Raw genomic sequence first — 13,834 nt, 5'->3', positions numbered from 1 at the left:
CTGCTATGTTGAATATTCTCATTAAAGAGACTGATTTATTTTTTAGAGACGGATTGCAGCGTTTTCTTGTGGATTTCTTCACCCATAATTTCAGGCATTCGCTCCATTTTGACGTTGAACTTTCTCATGAACATGTTAGTGCCGCCGATATTATTTTTCTCGCGTTATGTCAGGGGGAAACCCTGACCTGCTATCCTGAATTACTGGCGCGCAAAAAAGGAATTGTGGTTGGTCTGGTCGAGGATGAGCACCGTTTCTCGGCATGTCCGTCTTGTTATCAGGACATGATATTTCTCTCTCGGCGCACCTCGCTTGACAGAATGACCGAGACGCTGTTTATCGCATGGTATCGCACCCAATTACCCAGCTTTCGCTGGAAAAATAAAAGCTGCGATGAATGCCAGCACAAAATATTATCGCTGCAGCAAATTCGCGTTATGGTGCATTTTTACAGAGGATTATCGGTAGGGCAGATTGCGGATAAGCTTAACACCAGTGATAAAACCATTTTTACCCATAAATATCTGCTGATGCAGAAATTTGACCTGCGTAGTGATTTTGAACTCATGGCCTTGATCCACCGGATGGTAGAGAAGAATACCTGTCCGAACCGGTTGCGTGACTATCTGACTAACGATTGATAAACAGCAGCAAAGCTAACGCGTGGAGTTGTTGCCGGGTGGTGTGGTGCTGACGCCACCCGGCAGATGCATCAGACATTCACTGCATTAATCAACCGCGTTTTCATCGTCTGGTAAGACGACGCCGCAAAATCCTCCGCCCAGCGCTGGTCCTCAATCGCCTCCAGCTGCACTGCGCAGTACTTCGTTTCCGGGGTTTTGGAGATGGGATCGAGGTTATCCTGGGTTAGCTCGTTGCAGGCGCCAATCCACCACTGATAGGTCATATAGACGGCTCCGGCGTTGATACGCTCGCTGATGCTGGCGCGGGTAATCACCTTGCCGCGACGTGAACGTACCCAGACCAGCTGTCCGTCGGTAATGCCCAGTTTGTCCGCATCGGCAGGATTCATTTGCACCCGACCCGGCTCATCGGCCAGGCTTTGCAGCGCGGCGCAGTTCCCGGTCATCGAGCGGCAGGAGTAGTGGCCTACCTCGCGCACCGTGCAGAGTACCAGCGGATAATCATCATCGGGCGTCTCTGCCGGCGCGCGCCACGGCGCGGCAAACAGTTGACCCTTGCCTGTTGGCGTGTCGAACTGATTGTTTTTGTACAGGTACGGCGTTCCCGGATGATCCAGCGTCGGGCAGGGCCACTGCACGTGCCCCATCTCGCCCATTTTTTCATACGTCACGCCGTAGAAGAGCGGGCACAGCTCGCGCATCTCGTCCCAGATCTGCTGGTTATCGTCGTAGTGCATCGGGTAGCCCATCTCGGTGGCGAGCAGGCTGATGATCTCCCAGTCGCGCTTCACGTTGCCGCTGGCCTCAATGGCTTTGCCAAAACGCTGGAAGCCGCGATCGGCACAGGTAAAAACGCCGCCGTGTTCGCCCCAGGAGGTGGCAGGGAGCAGGACATCCGCCACTTCCGCCGTTTTGGTCATAAAGATGTCCTGAACCACCACAAAATCGAGGGCGTCAAAACCGCTGCGGACGAGACCGAGATCGGCTTCCGTCTGAAGCGGATCTTCCCCCATGATGTAGTAGGCCTTGACCTTGCCTTCCAGCGCCAGATGAGGCACCTCGGTAATGCGCGTCCCGACCCGATCGTCCATTTTATTGACGTCAATCCCCCAGGCATCGGCGAACTTCTGCCTGACCGCCGGGTCGGTCACATCCTGATAGCCGGGGAACATATTCGGCAGAACGCCCATATCACAGGCACCCTGAACATTGTTTTGTCCGCGTACTGGGCCGACGCCGACGGCGGGACGGCCCAGGTTGCCGGTCAGCAGTGCCAGGCTGGAAAGCCCTTTGACGACATCGACGGCCTGACCAAACTGGGTCACGCCCATTCCCCACATTACGGTGGCGGAAGGGGCCGCCGCGAAGGTGCGCATTGCCTGACGTACGTCTCGGGCGGGGATGCCGGTAAGATGCTCGACCTTCTCCGGCGCATAGTCTTTCACCGTCTGACGATAGGCCTCAAGCCCTTCCGTAAACCGCGCGACATAGTTTTTGTCGTACAGCTCCTCTTCCAGCAGCACATAGCCAAAGGCGTTCACCAGCGCCATGTTGCTGCCGTTTTTCAGCTGCAGGTGCTGATCGGCAATGCGCGCCGTTTCGATGCGGCGCGGATCGCAGACGATGATTTTCGCGCCGTTTTCTCGGGCTTTGAGTACGCGGCGGGCGACGATAGGGTGAGAGTCTGCGCAGTTATAGCCGAATACCAGCAGACATTTAGAGTGCTCAATATCGTTGATGGAATTACTCATCGCACCGTTGCCGAGGGTCTCCTGTAAACCAGCCACGGACGGACCGTGACAGACGCGCGCGCAGCAGTCGACGTTGTTGGTGTACAGCACCGCACGGGCAAATTTTTGCATGACGTAGTTGGTTTCATTGCCGGTTCCGCGTGATGAACCGGTAGTCATGATTGACCGCGGCCCGTGTTGCGCTTTAATGCTGCTGAGCTTCTGGGCGGTGTATCGGATAGCCTCCTCCCAGGTCACGGGGGTGAATGCCTCGCCTTTACGGTAGCGGATCATTGGCTGGGTCAGGCGTGGGGTGAGGAGGCGGGTATCGTTGAGGAAGTCCCAGCCGTAAAATCCTTTCAGGCATAAGGTGCCCTGGTTTGTAACCCCTTCTGCCGCTTCGGCACGGATGATACGGTTATTCTCAACGACAAGGTTTAATTTGCAGCCTGCACCACAGTAAGGGCAGACGCTGGCGATTTTTTTCATCAATAACAGACCTGTTAAGAAATGAAGCAAAATGACTGGTAAGCCCAGTCCCGTAAAAGGGAGTAAGCAGAAACCATGCCATCTTTATAGCGCTTATTTAACAGGGGATTATGAAGAGAAAGCGTGTCATCGTCAGAACGTTCGTCAGTTTTGACGATGACACGATTGCGGAATGGCAGGGTGCTTAAACGTCATCCATGGTGTAGCCCACCACGATTTCAAGCGTCTTACGAATAACATCCGCCTGAACAACGTCGTTGGTCGCTTCCAGCGTCTGAATGAGCCAGAGAATGATGGCTTTATTGGACAGATGTCCTTCAGAAGCCAGAACACAGCGTACTGCAGTAGAAAAAACAGCAGACTCTTCAGCAAAACGATCGCCTGCATGACGGAAATACTCCGACAGCGCGCTTTCTAAAAAAGCAGAATGGTATTCGGGTTGCAGCTGAATATTTTGTCTCATTTGTTCTCACCGTAGCTGTTAAATTGCAGTCAATGTATTTTTTTGGGATCGGACGGTTTTCCCTTTCCAAATAACGGCACTACATTGTCTCTTTGATAACTGAGAGGTCCCTCTCTGTTCATTCGTCCTTGTGCGGCTCTGCGACGTTTTAATCCGAGGCTTTTTGATCCGATATCGGCAATCACCCTCGCAAGTGTCTCCCGCCGCCGGGGATCCTTTTCATGTGCTTTCATATCCCGCAGACGCAGAACCAGCGCTTCCGTTGTAACGGGACCGTGCTCCTTCAAAAGTGAAAGAACGGCTTGTCCAATCAGCTGGTCAGTCAGCGTGTCTGCGTCACTGCTTTTCATAACATTATCGTTCGAAGAGAAGACCAAGCAGCATGTGGTAATGCTGCTCCTCTTCCGGGCCATCGGCTCTTTCGAGGCGGCTTAATAGTTTGGTACAGAGCGATTTACGATTGAGGTTCCGCCCGTCGCTAAGGATCTCAACAACCACCTGACCGAGCGTTTCTTGCTGGGTAGGAAGAGAGGCTTTTTCGAAGTACTGTGCGATTGCTGCTGCGGAATCTGCGACGTGACCTTTCTGCTGCATGTTTCGCTCCTGTAAAATTTTGTAATCAGTAACGTTACATTTAAGGTATACACAATTTATAAATCTGTACATTAAAAATGTACAATTTTTTAAATTTAGTATGATATATTTTATAAAGTGCTTTTTATTCATGTGTTTAAGATGGTGTGGCGCATCGGTGAAATCACAGGATATATTGTACAAAGCTGTGCGTTGCAGTTAAGTTGTACAGCACGGAAAAAGGTCTCATTAAAAGCCGTAAATGGTTGAGATGTAAATTATTTGTCAGCCAATTAATGTGCTATAAATGATCCTTACCCACCTTTATTGTGGCCAAAACCTTAACCCCCAGGAATAGCATGCTTACAACCATCATTTACCGCAGTCATATCTGCGAAGACGTTCCAGTGAAAGCGCTGGAAACAATGGTCGCTGCTGCAAATAGTAAAAACCGGCAATCCAATGTCACGGGGATCTTGCTGTTTAACGGCACACATTTTTTCCAGTTGCTTGAGGGGCCAGCGGATCATGTTTCTGCTATTTATGAGCAGATCTGCAACGACACCCGCCACCATAACGTGGTAGAGCTGATGCGGGATCACGGGCCTGTCCGGCGTTTTGGCAAGGTGGGCATGGAGCTTTTTGATTTACGCCAGTTCGACAGGGATGAGGTGCTGCAGCAGGTGCTCAACAGAGGCACGACGCGCTACCAGCTGACGTATAATGACCGCCCGCTGCAGTTTTTTCGGACCTTTGTTGAGGCCACAGAAAAAGCTAACTATTTTGAACTGCCTCCTGCAGATTCATGGGATTTTGTTCCTGAAGACACGCACTTATCTGCACAACCTGAGGTGGTCGCGAAAGGGGCGGATTGTAGCTTTGCCTTTCAACCGATAGTCGATCCGTTTATGCAGCGGGTCGTCTCCTGGGAGGCGCTTCTCCGCACCCCGTCCGGCGACTCGCCGGGGGTCTACTTCGCCAACCGCTCGCGCGAGGACGTGTATACCTCTGATTTGCAAAGCAAGCAGGTAGCGCTCTCAATGGCCAGCGCGCTGGGGTTACAGGACCAGACGTTGTCTCTTAACCTGCTGCCTATGACGCTGGTCAATCTCCCCAACGCCGTGGACTTTCTGCTTACCGCCATCGAAGCAAATGGTTTTGTGCCCGAGCAAATTATGGTCGAGTTCACCGAGAACGAAGCCATTTCCCGTTTCGATGAGTTCACAGACTCGGTCAGGCAGTTAAAAAGTGCGGGGATCAGCGTAACGATCGATCACTTTGGTGCCGGTTTTGCCGGGCTACAGCTGCTGGCCCAGTTCCAGCCGGACAGAATTAAGATTAATCGCGATCTGGTAGCGAACGTGCACAAAAGTGGCCCGCGTCAGGCTATTATTCAGGCGATTATCAAATGCTGTTCTTCGCTGGAAATTCAGTTCTGCGCGGTCGGCGTGGAGAAGGCGGAAGAGTGGATGTGGCTGGAGTCTGCGGGGATTTCGCAGTTCCAGGGACATCTTTTTGCCAGCCCCCGGCACGGCGGTATTCCGGCCATTGCATGGCCAGAGAAAAAATTCGACTTTTGATAAAGCCGGGCGCAATTGAGTCGGTCTGGCTGTACGAATGGCAAATTTTGTACAACAATGTATTAACAGGTGGATGGTGGAATGCCCCATTCACCTGGGCAAAATACGGTCTTAGTTATACAAATGGTTTGTACAATCTGATAAGGTTGGTGCAGTTAGGTATGGAAGTTCTGAGCGTGAGGGAGTTAATGGCCTATTACAGTATCGGCGAAGTAGCCGAACGATGCGGTATCAACCCCGTTACGCTGCGTGCCTGGCAGCGCCGTTATGGATTGTTGAAGCCGCAGCGCAGCGAAGGGGGTCATCGTCAGTTCGACGATGAAGATATCCTGCGTATCGAAGAGATCAAGCGCCTGATGAAAAGCGGCGTTTCGGTCGGAAAAGTCAAAGCCCTGCTGGAAAACAAAGAAGTTCTGACCCAGGGTAACTGGGCCTCGTTCCAGGAAGAGATGATGACCGTTCTGCGCTACGCCAGCCCGGCAAAGCTGCGTGCCAAAATCGGCGAATTTCGCCGCGACCACGCGATGGATGCGCTGATCGATAACATCATTTCCCCCGTCCGCCAGCGAATGAATCAGGATCAAAATACCGTACGCCACATGGCGAGCATGCTTGACGGTGTTCTGATTGAATTCGCGATTGCAAGCCTGGCGGAGTCGCGCAAGAAAGCGGGTAACGATGCGTTGCTTATCGGCTGGGAATGCGATGACCGGACCCACCTGTGGCTGGAAGCCGCGCGCTTATCGCACAAGGGCTGGCACATTGATGTTCTGGCCGAGCCGATTGATTCCCCGCGTCCTGAGCTCTTCCCGGGGCAAAAAATCTTCGTCTGGACGGGAAAAGCGCCAACACTGCGTCAGCAGGAACAGCTCGATCACTGGCGTGAACAGGGTTTTACCGTTTCATTTCATCACTCATAATCAGAGGCCTTGAGGGCCTTTTTTTGTTTTGGTCCCTTCCTGAACAAAAGCTATCTCAAAAATAGGCATTTCCGATGCATATTTTACTTTTCCTTTCGTCGCTGTTTCCTCCGTTCAATAATCCATTAATTTTCAAAGTATTGAACAATTAAATCCATCCCGCCCGCATCTCCTGACAGGGTCTATGCTTAATAAAAGTAGACAAAAAGGGCGGTTTAGCCGAATGCCCCTGCTGACAGAGGGTTGAAGTGATAATCGTTATCACTAACATGGTGTTATGCCCTGATGGCTAATCAGATGAGGTGGACCTATGGAACTGCATTCAGAAACCTTCAATCCTGCCGATTTTGCCTGGCGTGGTTTAACGCTCACGCCTGCGGCGGCAGCGCATATCCACGAGCTGGTGGCGAAAAAGCCCGAGATCCTCGGCGTACGCTTAGGCGTTAAGCAGACCGGCTGCGCGGGCTTTGGCTACGTGCTGGATACTGTCACCGCACCGGAAAAAGATGACCTGGTGTTTGAAACCGATGGCGCAAAGCTGTACGTCGCGCTTCAGGCTATGCCGTTTATCGACGGTACAGAGGTGGACTACGTACGGGAAGGTTTAAACCAGTTATTCAAATTTTATAACCCGAAAGCCCAGAACGAATGCGGCTGCGGCGAAAGCTTTGGGGTATAGGCGGTACTATGTCTCGTAATACTGAAGCAACGAGTGATGTAAACACCTGGAGCGGCGGACACCTCAACTATAAAGAGGGTTTTTTCACGCAGCTGCAGACCGACGAGCTGGCGAAAGGGATTAATGAAGATGTCGTGCGCGCCATCTCGGCCAAACGTAACGAGCCCGAGTGGATGCTCGAATTTCGCCTGAGCGCTTTCCGCGCCTGGCTGGAGATGGAAGAGCCGCACTGGCTGAAAGCCCATTACGACAAACTGAACTATCAGGATTACAGCTACTACTCCGCGCCCTCCTGCGGCAGCTGTGACGATACCTGCGCTTCGCAGCCCGGCGCGGTACAGCAGACCGGTGCCGAGAACAGCTTCCTGAGTAAAGAGGTGGAAGAGGCCTTTAATCAGCTTGGCGTCCCGGTTCGCGAGGGCAAAGAGGTGGCGGTGGACGCCATTTTCGACTCCGTCTCGGTGGCGACCACCTATCGCGAAAAGCTGGCCGAGCAGGGGATTATTTTCTGCTCCTTTGGCGAAGCGATTCATGACCATCCCGAGCTGGTGAAGAAGTACATCGGCACCGTGGTACCGAGTAACGATAACTTCTTCGCCGCGCTAAATGCCGCGGTAGCCTCTGACGGCACCTTTATCTACGTACCGAAAGGCGTGCGCTGTCCGATGGAGCTCTCCACCTATTTCCGCATTAACGCCGAAAAAACCGGCCAGTTCGAACGCACCATTCTGGTTGCGGACGAAGGCAGCTACGTCAGCTATATCGAAGGGTGTTCTGCACCGGTGCGCGACAGCTATCAGCTGCACGCGGCGGTGGTCGAGGTCATCATTCATAAAGACGCGGAGGTGAAATACTCCACGGTGCAGAACTGGTTCCCCGGCGACGGCAACACCGGCGGTATCCTGAACTTCGTCACCAAGCGCGCGCTGTGCGAAGGTGAAAACAGCAAAATGTCCTGGACGCAGTCGGAAACCGGCTCTGCTATTACCTGGAAGTACCCGAGCTGCATCCTGCGTGGGGATAACTCCATCGGTGAGTTTTACTCGGTGGCGCTCACCAGCGGGCATCAGCAGGCCGATACCGGCACCAAGATGATCCACATCGGTAAAAACACGAAATCTACCATCATTTCGAAAGGGATCTCTGCCGGGCATTCCCAGAACAGCTATCGCGGGCTGGTGAAAATCATGCCGACGGCCACCAACGCGCGTAACTTCACCCAGTGTGACTCAATGCTGATTGGCGCAGACTGCGGGGCGCATACCTTCCCTTACGTTGAGTGTCGTAACAACACGGCCCAGCTGGAGCACGAGGCGACCACGTCGCGCATTGGGGAAGATCAGCTCTTCTACTGTCTGCAGCGTGGGATCAGTGAAGAAGATGCCATTTCGATGATTGTGAACGGCTTCTGTAAGGACGTGTTCTCTGAACTGCCGCTGGAATTTGCCGTTGAAGCACAAAAACTCCTCGCCATTAGTCTTGAACACAGCGTCGGTTAAGGAAAGCACATGTTAAGCATTAAAGATTTACAGGTTAGCGTGGAAGAGAAAGACATCCTGCGCGGTCTCAATTTTGACGTCAAGCCGGGTGAAGTTCACGCCATTATGGGGCCGAACGGCTCCGGGAAAAGTACGCTTTCTGCAACGCTGGCGGGACGCGAAGATTACGAAGTGACTGGCGGTTCGGTCGAATTTAACGGCAAAGATCTGCTGGAGATGTCACCGGAAGACCGCGCGGGTGAGGGCATCTTTATGGCCTTCCAGTACCCGGTGGAAATTCCGGGCGTCAGCAACCAGTTTTTCCTCCAGACGGCGCTGAATGCGGTGCGCAAGTATCGCGGCCAGGAGGCACTGGATCGCTTCGACTTCCAGGATCTGATGGAAGAGAAGATCAAGCTGCTGAAAATGCCGGAAGACCTGCTGACCCGCTCGGTCAACGTTGGCTTTTCCGGCGGCGAGAAAAAGCGTAACGACATCCTGCAGATGGCGGTGCTGGAGCCCGAGCTGTGCATTCTGGATGAGACCGACTCCGGTCTGGATATCGACGCCCTGAAGATTGTCGCCGACGGGGTGAACGCCCTGCGCGACGGCAAGCGTTCATTCATAATCGTCACCCACTACCAGCGCATTCTGGACTATATCAAGCCGGACTACGTGCACGTGCTTTACCAGGGACGCATTGTGAAATCCGGTGATTTTACGCTGGTTAAACAACTGGAGGAGCAGGGTTATGGCTGGCTTACCGAACAGCAGTAATGCACTCCAGCAGTGGCACAGGCTGTTTGAGGCGCAGGGTAATACGCGCTCCGAGCAGGCGCAGCAGCATCTCCAGCAGATGCTGCGTCTCGGCCTGCCGACGCGCAAGCATGAGAACTGGAAATACACCCCGCTCGACGGCCTGCTGAACGGCGAGTTTGTGACGCGCCTGGCGGAGATCGACCCGGCCCGGCGTGACGCTCTGGCGCTGACGGTGGATGCGGTGCGTCTGGTCTTTGTCGACGGCGTCTGGCGCCCTGAACTGAGTGACGACGTTCAGGGGAGCGGGTTCGATATCGTGATTAGCGACGACCGCCAGAGCCTGAGCGCCCCGGTTCAGCCGGAAGTGTTTCTCCACCTGACCGAGAGCCTGGCCCGCAGCGTGACGCATATTCAGGTTAAGCGTAACCAGCGCCCGGCCAAACCGCTGCTTCTGATGCACATCACGCAGGGCGTGGAGGGCGATGAGATCAACACCGCGCACTATCGCCATCACCTTGATCTGGTGGAGGGAGCGGAGGCTACGGTAATCGAACATTACGTCAGCCTCAACGAGACCCGCCACTTTACCGGGTCGCGGCTGACGATGAACGTCGCCGCAAATGCGCAGCTTCACCACATTAAGCTGGCGTTTGAGAATCCGCAGAGCCACCATTTTGCCCATAACGATATAGCGCTGGGTCAGGATGCCGCGGCGTACAGCCACAGCTTTCTGCTCGGCGGCGCGGTGCTGCGCCACAACACCAGCACGCAGCTTAACGGTGAAAACACCACGCTGCGCATCAACAGTCTGGCGATGCCGGTCAAATCAGAAGTGTGTGACACGCGCACCTGGCTTGAGCACAACAAGGGCTACTGCAACAGCCGCCAACTGCATAAAACCATCGTCAGCGATAAAGGGCGGGCGGTGTTTAACGGCCTGATTAACGTGGCCCAGCACGCCATTAAAACTGACGGGCAGATGACCAACAACAATCTGCTGTTGGGGCGCCTGGCGGAGGTGGACACCAAACCGCAGCTGGAGATCTACGCCGATGACGTGAAATGCAGCCACGGCGCGACGGTCGGGCGGATTGACGACGAACAGATGTTCTACCTGCGTTCTCGCGGCATCGACCGGCAGGCGGCGCAGAAAATGATTATCTACGCCTTTGCGGCGGAGCTTACGGAAGCGCTACACGATGGCGTATTGAAGCAGCAGGTGCTGGCCCGCATTGGTCAGCGTCTGCCCGGAGGCGAAGCATGAGTTTTCCCGTAGAGAAAGTGCGGGCCGACTTCCCGGTTCTGACCCGTGAAGTGAACGGCCTGCCGCTGGCCTATCTCGACAGCGCGGCCAGCGCGCAGAAACCGAATCAGGTGGTGGATGCGGAAGCCGAGTTCTACCGCCATGGTTATGCTGCGGTGCACCGGGGTATCCATACCCTGAGCGCCGAAGCGACCCAGCGCATGGAAAATGTGCGCACGCAGGTGGCCGCTTTCCTCAATGCACGTTCGCCTGAAGAGCTGGTCTTCGTGCGCGGAACCACTGAAGGGATCAACCTTGTCGCCAACAGCTGGGGCAACGCGCAGGTCCACGCGGGGGATAACATCCTCATCACCCAGATGGAGCACCACGCCAATATTGTGCCGTGGCAGATGCTCTGCGAGCGTGTCGGCGCACAGCTGCGGGTCATTCCGCTGAATGAGGACGGCACGCTGCAGCTTGAGCAGCTTGACGCCTTGCTGGACGATAAAACGCGGCTGGTGGCGGTCACACAGGTCTCTAACGTGCTGGGCACCGAAAACCCGGTGGCAGAGATTATCGCAAAAGCCCATCAGGCCGGTGCGAAGGTGTTGATTGACGGCGCGCAGGCGGTAATGCACCACGCGGTGGATGTGCAGGCGCTGGACTGCGATTTCTACGTATTCTCCGGGCATAAGCTCTATGGTCCAACCGGCATCGGCGTGCTGTATGTGAAAGAGGACATTCTGCAGGCGATGCCGCCGTGGGAAGGCGGCGGATCGATGATTGCCACCGTAAGCCTTTCGGAAGGGACAACCTATGCCCGTGCGCCGTGGCGTTTTGAGGCGGGTACCCCCAACACCGGCGGGATTATCGGCCTGGGGGCGGCGGTGTCTTACGTTTCCGCAATCGGCCTGGACGCCATCCAGGAGTACGAACAGCTGCTGATGCACTACGCGCTGCAGGAGCTTGCCAGCGTGCCGGATCTTACCCTGTATGGCCCGGCCGACCGCCAGGGCGTGATTGCGTTTAACCTTGGGAAACACCACGCCTATGACGTGGGCAGCTTCCTTGATAATTACGGCGTGGCCGTCCGTACCGGGCACCACTGCGCCATGCCGCTGATGGCCTTTTACCAGGTACCGGCAATGTGCCGCGCGTCGCTGGTGATGTATAACACAATGGAAGAGGTCGACAGGCTGGTGGCGGGGCTTAAGCGCATTCACCAGCTGCTGGGCTAACGAAGAGGCAAAAGATGGCAGAACTGCCGGACAGAGATAAATTGCTGCGCAACTTTGGGCGCTGCGCAAACTGGGAAGAGAAGTACCTTTATATCATCGAGCTGGGGCAGCGTCTGCCGCCGCTCGGCGAAGAGGCGCATAACCCGGAAAACATTATTCAGGGCTGCCAGAGCCAGGTGTGGATTGTGATGGAGCAGTCTGACGACGGGACTATTGCACTGCACGGCGACAGCGATGCGGCCATTGTAAAAGGGCTGATTGCGGTGGTCTTTATTCTTTACCACCGGATGTCGGCGCAGGATATCGTCGCGTTCGATGTCCGACCGTGGTTTGAAAAAATGGCCCTGACCCAACACCTCACCCCGTCCCGTTCCCAGGGGCTAGAAGCGATGATTCGCGCCATTCGCGCCAAAGCTGCAAACCTTAGCTAGACTTACAGAACAGCATTCATTCTGTTTCGCGAGGTGGTTCCCGCCTCGCTGGTTTTTCAGCTTTCTGGCGTCCTGCCAGTGAATAAGGAATCTCAGCATGAAGCGCGCGTCTCTAATAACTCTATTACTCGTCAGTTCGCTCGGTACGTTTAATTCGGCCCGCGCGATGGACTATCCGTTGCCGCCCGCAGGCAGTCGCCTGATTGGGCAAAATCAAACCTACACGATACAGGAAGGGGATAATAAGCTTCAGACCATCGCCCGTCGGTTTAATACGGCGGCGCAGGTGATCCTTGAAACGAACAATAACATTGCGCCGGTAAACCCGGCACCGGGTACCGTTATCACGATTCCGTCGCAGATGCTGCTGCCGGATACCCCGCGCGAGGGCATTGTGGTGAATCTCGCTGAGCTCCGGCTCTACTACTTCCCGCCGGGAGAAAATATTGTCCAGGTCTACCCGCTCGGCATCGGACAATTGGGGCTGGAAACGCCGGTGAGCACCACCCGCGTAAGTCAAAAAATCCCTAATCCAACCTGGACGCCTACGGCGGGCATCAGAGCCCGTTCGCTGGCACAGGGTATTAAATTGCCTCCGGTCGTCCCGGCCGGGCCAAATAACCCGCTGGGGCGCTACGCGCTGCGTTTGGGTATTGGTAATGGGGAATATCTTATTCACGGCACCAGCGCGCCGGACAGCGTAGGCCTGCGCGTCAGTTCCGGCTGCATGCGTATGAACGCCCCGGATATTAAAGCCCTGTTCGAACAGGTACGGGTTGGCACGCGGGTACAAATTATCAATGAGCCGGTGAAGTTCTCGGTTGAGCCGGACGGGAAGCGTTATATTGAGGTTCACCGTCCGCTGGCGCAGGTGGAGGGCGAGAACCCGCAGATTTCGCCCATTAACCACTCCGCAGAGTTTGCGACCTTTGTGTCTCAAGCCGGAAGCGACAAAGCGCTTGTTGATAAAGCGCTGGCACGCCGCGCGGGGATCCCGGTTGTCGTATCCGCGGGTAGCGGCCCGTCGGCCAGCAATAGCGTGCTGTCGGTACAGAACAGTCGGGTGTCGGCTGCGGTAGCTGAAGAGGAAGGGGAGAAGGTAACGCAGTAGTCGTTTGACGCAGGCAAAAAAAATGGCGCACAATGTGCGCCATTTTATTAACAGGTACTATTACTTACGGTATTTAGTAGCCTGGTTGTCCAGACGCTGGTTAGCGCGAGCTGCGTCGTCTTTAGCAGCCTGAACGTCGGAACGCATTGCGTTCACGTCGTTGCTCAGCTGGTCAACTTTAGCGTTCAGAGTCTGAACGTCAGAAGACAGCTGATCGATTTTAGCGTTGCTGGAGCAACCAGCCAGCAGAGTAGAACCCAGGATTACCGCGCCCAGTACCAGTTTAGTACGATTCATTATTAATACCCTCTAGATTGAGTTAATCTCCATGTAGCGTTACAAGTATTACACAAACTTTTTTGGGTTGAGAATATTTTTTTGATGGGAATACGCCTATTTTTGATCGTTCGCTCAAAGAAGCATCGAATCAGCCCTTTTTGAGTAAAAAGCTATGTAAAAAAAGGCATTTTTCATCGGATTCATCTTAGATAATTCG

At 54.4% G+C, this 13,834-nt stretch carries 15 protein-coding genes; 10 read left to right on the top strand and 5 right to left on the bottom strand.

The window, feature by feature from the left end:
* Positions 1 to 5 precede the first annotated feature (5 nt).
* Entirely contained in the window at positions 6 to 641 is a 636-nt protein-coding gene (locus URZ40_RS09240) for a LuxR C-terminal-related transcriptional regulator (protein WP_316378963.1), read from the top strand.
* 71 nt (positions 642 to 712) lie between these two features.
* Here URZ40_RS09240 and fdhF read toward each other — a convergent pair whose 3' ends face one another.
* The 4 genes from fdhF to ycgZ form a co-directional block, all read right to left on the bottom strand.
* Positions 713 to 2,863, bottom strand: coding sequence for a formate dehydrogenase subunit alpha (gene fdhF, locus URZ40_RS09235; protein WP_320720412.1), 2,151 nt, complete (start codon positions 2,861 to 2,863; stop codon positions 713 to 715).
* Between the two features lie 184 nt (positions 2,864 to 3,047).
* Positions 3,048 to 3,326: a biofilm development regulator YmgB/AriR family protein gene (locus tag URZ40_RS09230; protein ID WP_116340453.1), complete on the bottom strand. Its 279-nt coding sequence runs from the start codon at positions 3,324 to 3,326 to the stop codon at positions 3,048 to 3,050.
* Between the two features lie 29 nt (positions 3,327 to 3,355).
* Positions 3,356 to 3,676 carry a hypothetical protein gene (locus URZ40_RS09225; protein WP_116340451.1) on the bottom strand — a complete coding sequence of 107 codons (321 nt, stop codon included), beginning with the start codon at positions 3,674 to 3,676 and terminating at the stop codon, positions 3,356 to 3,358.
* Between the two features lie 4 nt (positions 3,677 to 3,680).
* Positions 3,681 to 3,920, bottom strand: a complete 240-nt coding sequence (gene ycgZ, locus URZ40_RS09220) for a regulatory protein YcgZ (RefSeq protein WP_163328985.1) — start codon at positions 3,918 to 3,920, stop codon at positions 3,681 to 3,683.
* Between the two features lie 338 nt (positions 3,921 to 4,258).
* Between ycgZ and URZ40_RS09215 the strand changes: the two genes are divergently transcribed.
* The 9 genes from URZ40_RS09215 to URZ40_RS09175 all read left to right on the top strand — a co-directional run bounded on the left by URZ40_RS09215 (position 4,259) and on the right by URZ40_RS09175 (position 13,338).
* On the top strand, positions 4,259 to 5,479 hold the full coding sequence (locus URZ40_RS09215; RefSeq protein ID WP_320720408.1) for a diguanylate phosphodiesterase: 1,221 nt from the start codon (positions 4,259 to 4,261) through the stop codon (positions 5,477 to 5,479).
* 188 nt (positions 5,480 to 5,667) lie between these two features.
* On the top strand, positions 5,668 to 6,399 hold the full coding sequence (locus tag URZ40_RS09210; RefSeq protein WP_192981576.1) for a MerR family transcriptional regulator: 732 nt from the start codon (positions 5,668 to 5,670) through the stop codon (positions 6,397 to 6,399).
* Positions 6,400 to 6,709: 310 nt separating this feature from the next.
* Positions 6,710 to 7,078, top strand: a complete 369-nt coding sequence (gene sufA / locus URZ40_RS09205; protein WP_320720406.1) for a Fe-S cluster assembly scaffold SufA — start codon at positions 6,710 to 6,712, stop codon at positions 7,076 to 7,078.
* 8 nt (positions 7,079 to 7,086) lie between these two features.
* Positions 7,087 to 8,577 carry a Fe-S cluster assembly protein SufB gene (sufB, locus tag URZ40_RS09200; protein WP_032657798.1) on the top strand — a complete coding sequence of 497 codons (1,491 nt, stop codon included), beginning with the start codon at positions 7,087 to 7,089 and terminating at the stop codon, positions 8,575 to 8,577.
* A 9-nt stretch (positions 8,578 to 8,586) separates the two neighbouring features.
* Positions 8,587 to 9,333, top strand: a complete 747-nt coding sequence (gene sufC, locus URZ40_RS09195; RefSeq protein WP_116340441.1) for a Fe-S cluster assembly ATPase SufC — start codon at positions 8,587 to 8,589, stop codon at positions 9,331 to 9,333.
* Positions 9,308 to 10,579 (top strand): Fe-S cluster assembly protein SufD, encoded by a 1,272-nt coding sequence (sufD, locus tag URZ40_RS09190; RefSeq protein ID WP_320720404.1) that lies wholly within the window; start codon positions 9,308 to 9,310, stop codon positions 10,577 to 10,579. The genes sufC and sufD overlap by 26 nt, the downstream gene beginning before the upstream one ends.
* Positions 10,576 to 11,796, top strand: a complete 1,221-nt coding sequence (sufS, locus tag URZ40_RS09185) for a cysteine desulfurase SufS (protein WP_163328992.1) — start codon at positions 10,576 to 10,578, stop codon at positions 11,794 to 11,796. Before sufD ends, sufS begins: the two co-directional genes overlap by 4 nt.
* 14 nt (positions 11,797 to 11,810) lie before the next feature.
* Entirely contained in the window at positions 11,811 to 12,227 is a 417-nt protein-coding gene (gene sufE, locus URZ40_RS09180) for a cysteine desulfuration protein SufE (protein WP_163328994.1), read from the top strand.
* Between the two features lie 97 nt (positions 12,228 to 12,324).
* Complete coding sequence (locus tag URZ40_RS09175; protein ID WP_320720402.1) at positions 12,325 to 13,338, top strand: L,D-transpeptidase family protein; 1,014 nt, start codon at positions 12,325 to 12,327, stop codon at positions 13,336 to 13,338.
* A 60-nt stretch (positions 13,339 to 13,398) separates the two neighbouring features.
* Here URZ40_RS09175 and lpp read toward each other — a convergent pair whose 3' ends face one another.
* Positions 13,399 to 13,635 carry a murein lipoprotein Lpp gene (lpp, locus tag URZ40_RS09170; RefSeq protein ID WP_001082307.1) on the bottom strand — a complete coding sequence of 79 codons (237 nt, stop codon included), beginning with the start codon at positions 13,633 to 13,635 and terminating at the stop codon, positions 13,399 to 13,401.
* Between the last annotated feature and the right edge of the window lie 199 nt (positions 13,636 to 13,834).

It is taken from the genome of Enterobacter sp. 296B2, from assembly GCF_034106185.1.
Taxonomy (GTDB): domain Bacteria; phylum Pseudomonadota; class Gammaproteobacteria; order Enterobacterales; family Enterobacteriaceae; genus Enterobacter; species Enterobacter cloacae_N.
This window is presented reverse-complemented; position numbering and strand designations above follow the sequence as displayed.

Excerpts from the sequence above, each read along its gene's own strand:
- sufS (WP_163328992.1), top strand. The coding sequence starts at position 10,576 with ATGAGTTTTCCCGTAGAGAAAGTGCGGGCCGACTTCCCGGTTCTGACC.
- URZ40_RS09225 (WP_116340451.1), bottom strand. The coding sequence starts at position 3,676 with ATGAAAAGCAGTGACGCAGACACGCTGACTGACCAGCTGATTGGACAA.
- URZ40_RS09230 (WP_116340453.1), bottom strand. The coding sequence starts at position 3,326 with ATGAGACAAAATATTCAGCTGCAACCCGAATACCATTCTGCTTTTTTA.
- sufE (WP_163328994.1), top strand. The coding sequence starts at position 11,811 with ATGGCAGAACTGCCGGACAGAGATAAATTGCTGCGCAACTTTGGGCGC.
- URZ40_RS09240 (WP_316378963.1), top strand. The coding sequence starts at position 6 with ATGTTGAATATTCTCATTAAAGAGACTGATTTATTTTTTAGAGACGGA.
- sufB (WP_032657798.1), top strand. The coding sequence starts at position 7,087 with ATGTCTCGTAATACTGAAGCAACGAGTGATGTAAACACCTGGAGCGGC.
- URZ40_RS09175 (WP_320720402.1), top strand. The coding sequence starts at position 12,325 with ATGAAGCGCGCGTCTCTAATAACTCTATTACTCGTCAGTTCGCTCGGT.
- sufD (WP_320720404.1), top strand. The coding sequence starts at position 9,308 with ATGGCTGGCTTACCGAACAGCAGTAATGCACTCCAGCAGTGGCACAGG.
- sufA (WP_320720406.1), top strand. The coding sequence starts at position 6,710 with ATGGAACTGCATTCAGAAACCTTCAATCCTGCCGATTTTGCCTGGCGT.
- fdhF (WP_320720412.1), bottom strand. The coding sequence starts at position 2,863 with ATGAAAAAAATCGCCAGCGTCTGCCCTTACTGTGGTGCAGGCTGCAAA.
- URZ40_RS09215 (WP_320720408.1), top strand. The coding sequence starts at position 4,259 with ATGCTTACAACCATCATTTACCGCAGTCATATCTGCGAAGACGTTCCA.
- ycgZ (WP_163328985.1), bottom strand. The coding sequence starts at position 3,920 with ATGCAGCAGAAAGGTCACGTCGCAGATTCCGCAGCAGCAATCGCACAG.
- sufC (WP_116340441.1), top strand. The coding sequence starts at position 8,587 with ATGTTAAGCATTAAAGATTTACAGGTTAGCGTGGAAGAGAAAGACATC.
- lpp (WP_001082307.1), bottom strand. The coding sequence starts at position 13,635 with ATGAATCGTACTAAACTGGTACTGGGCGCGGTAATCCTGGGTTCTACT.
- URZ40_RS09210 (WP_192981576.1), top strand. The coding sequence starts at position 5,668 with ATGGCCTATTACAGTATCGGCGAAGTAGCCGAACGATGCGGTATCAAC.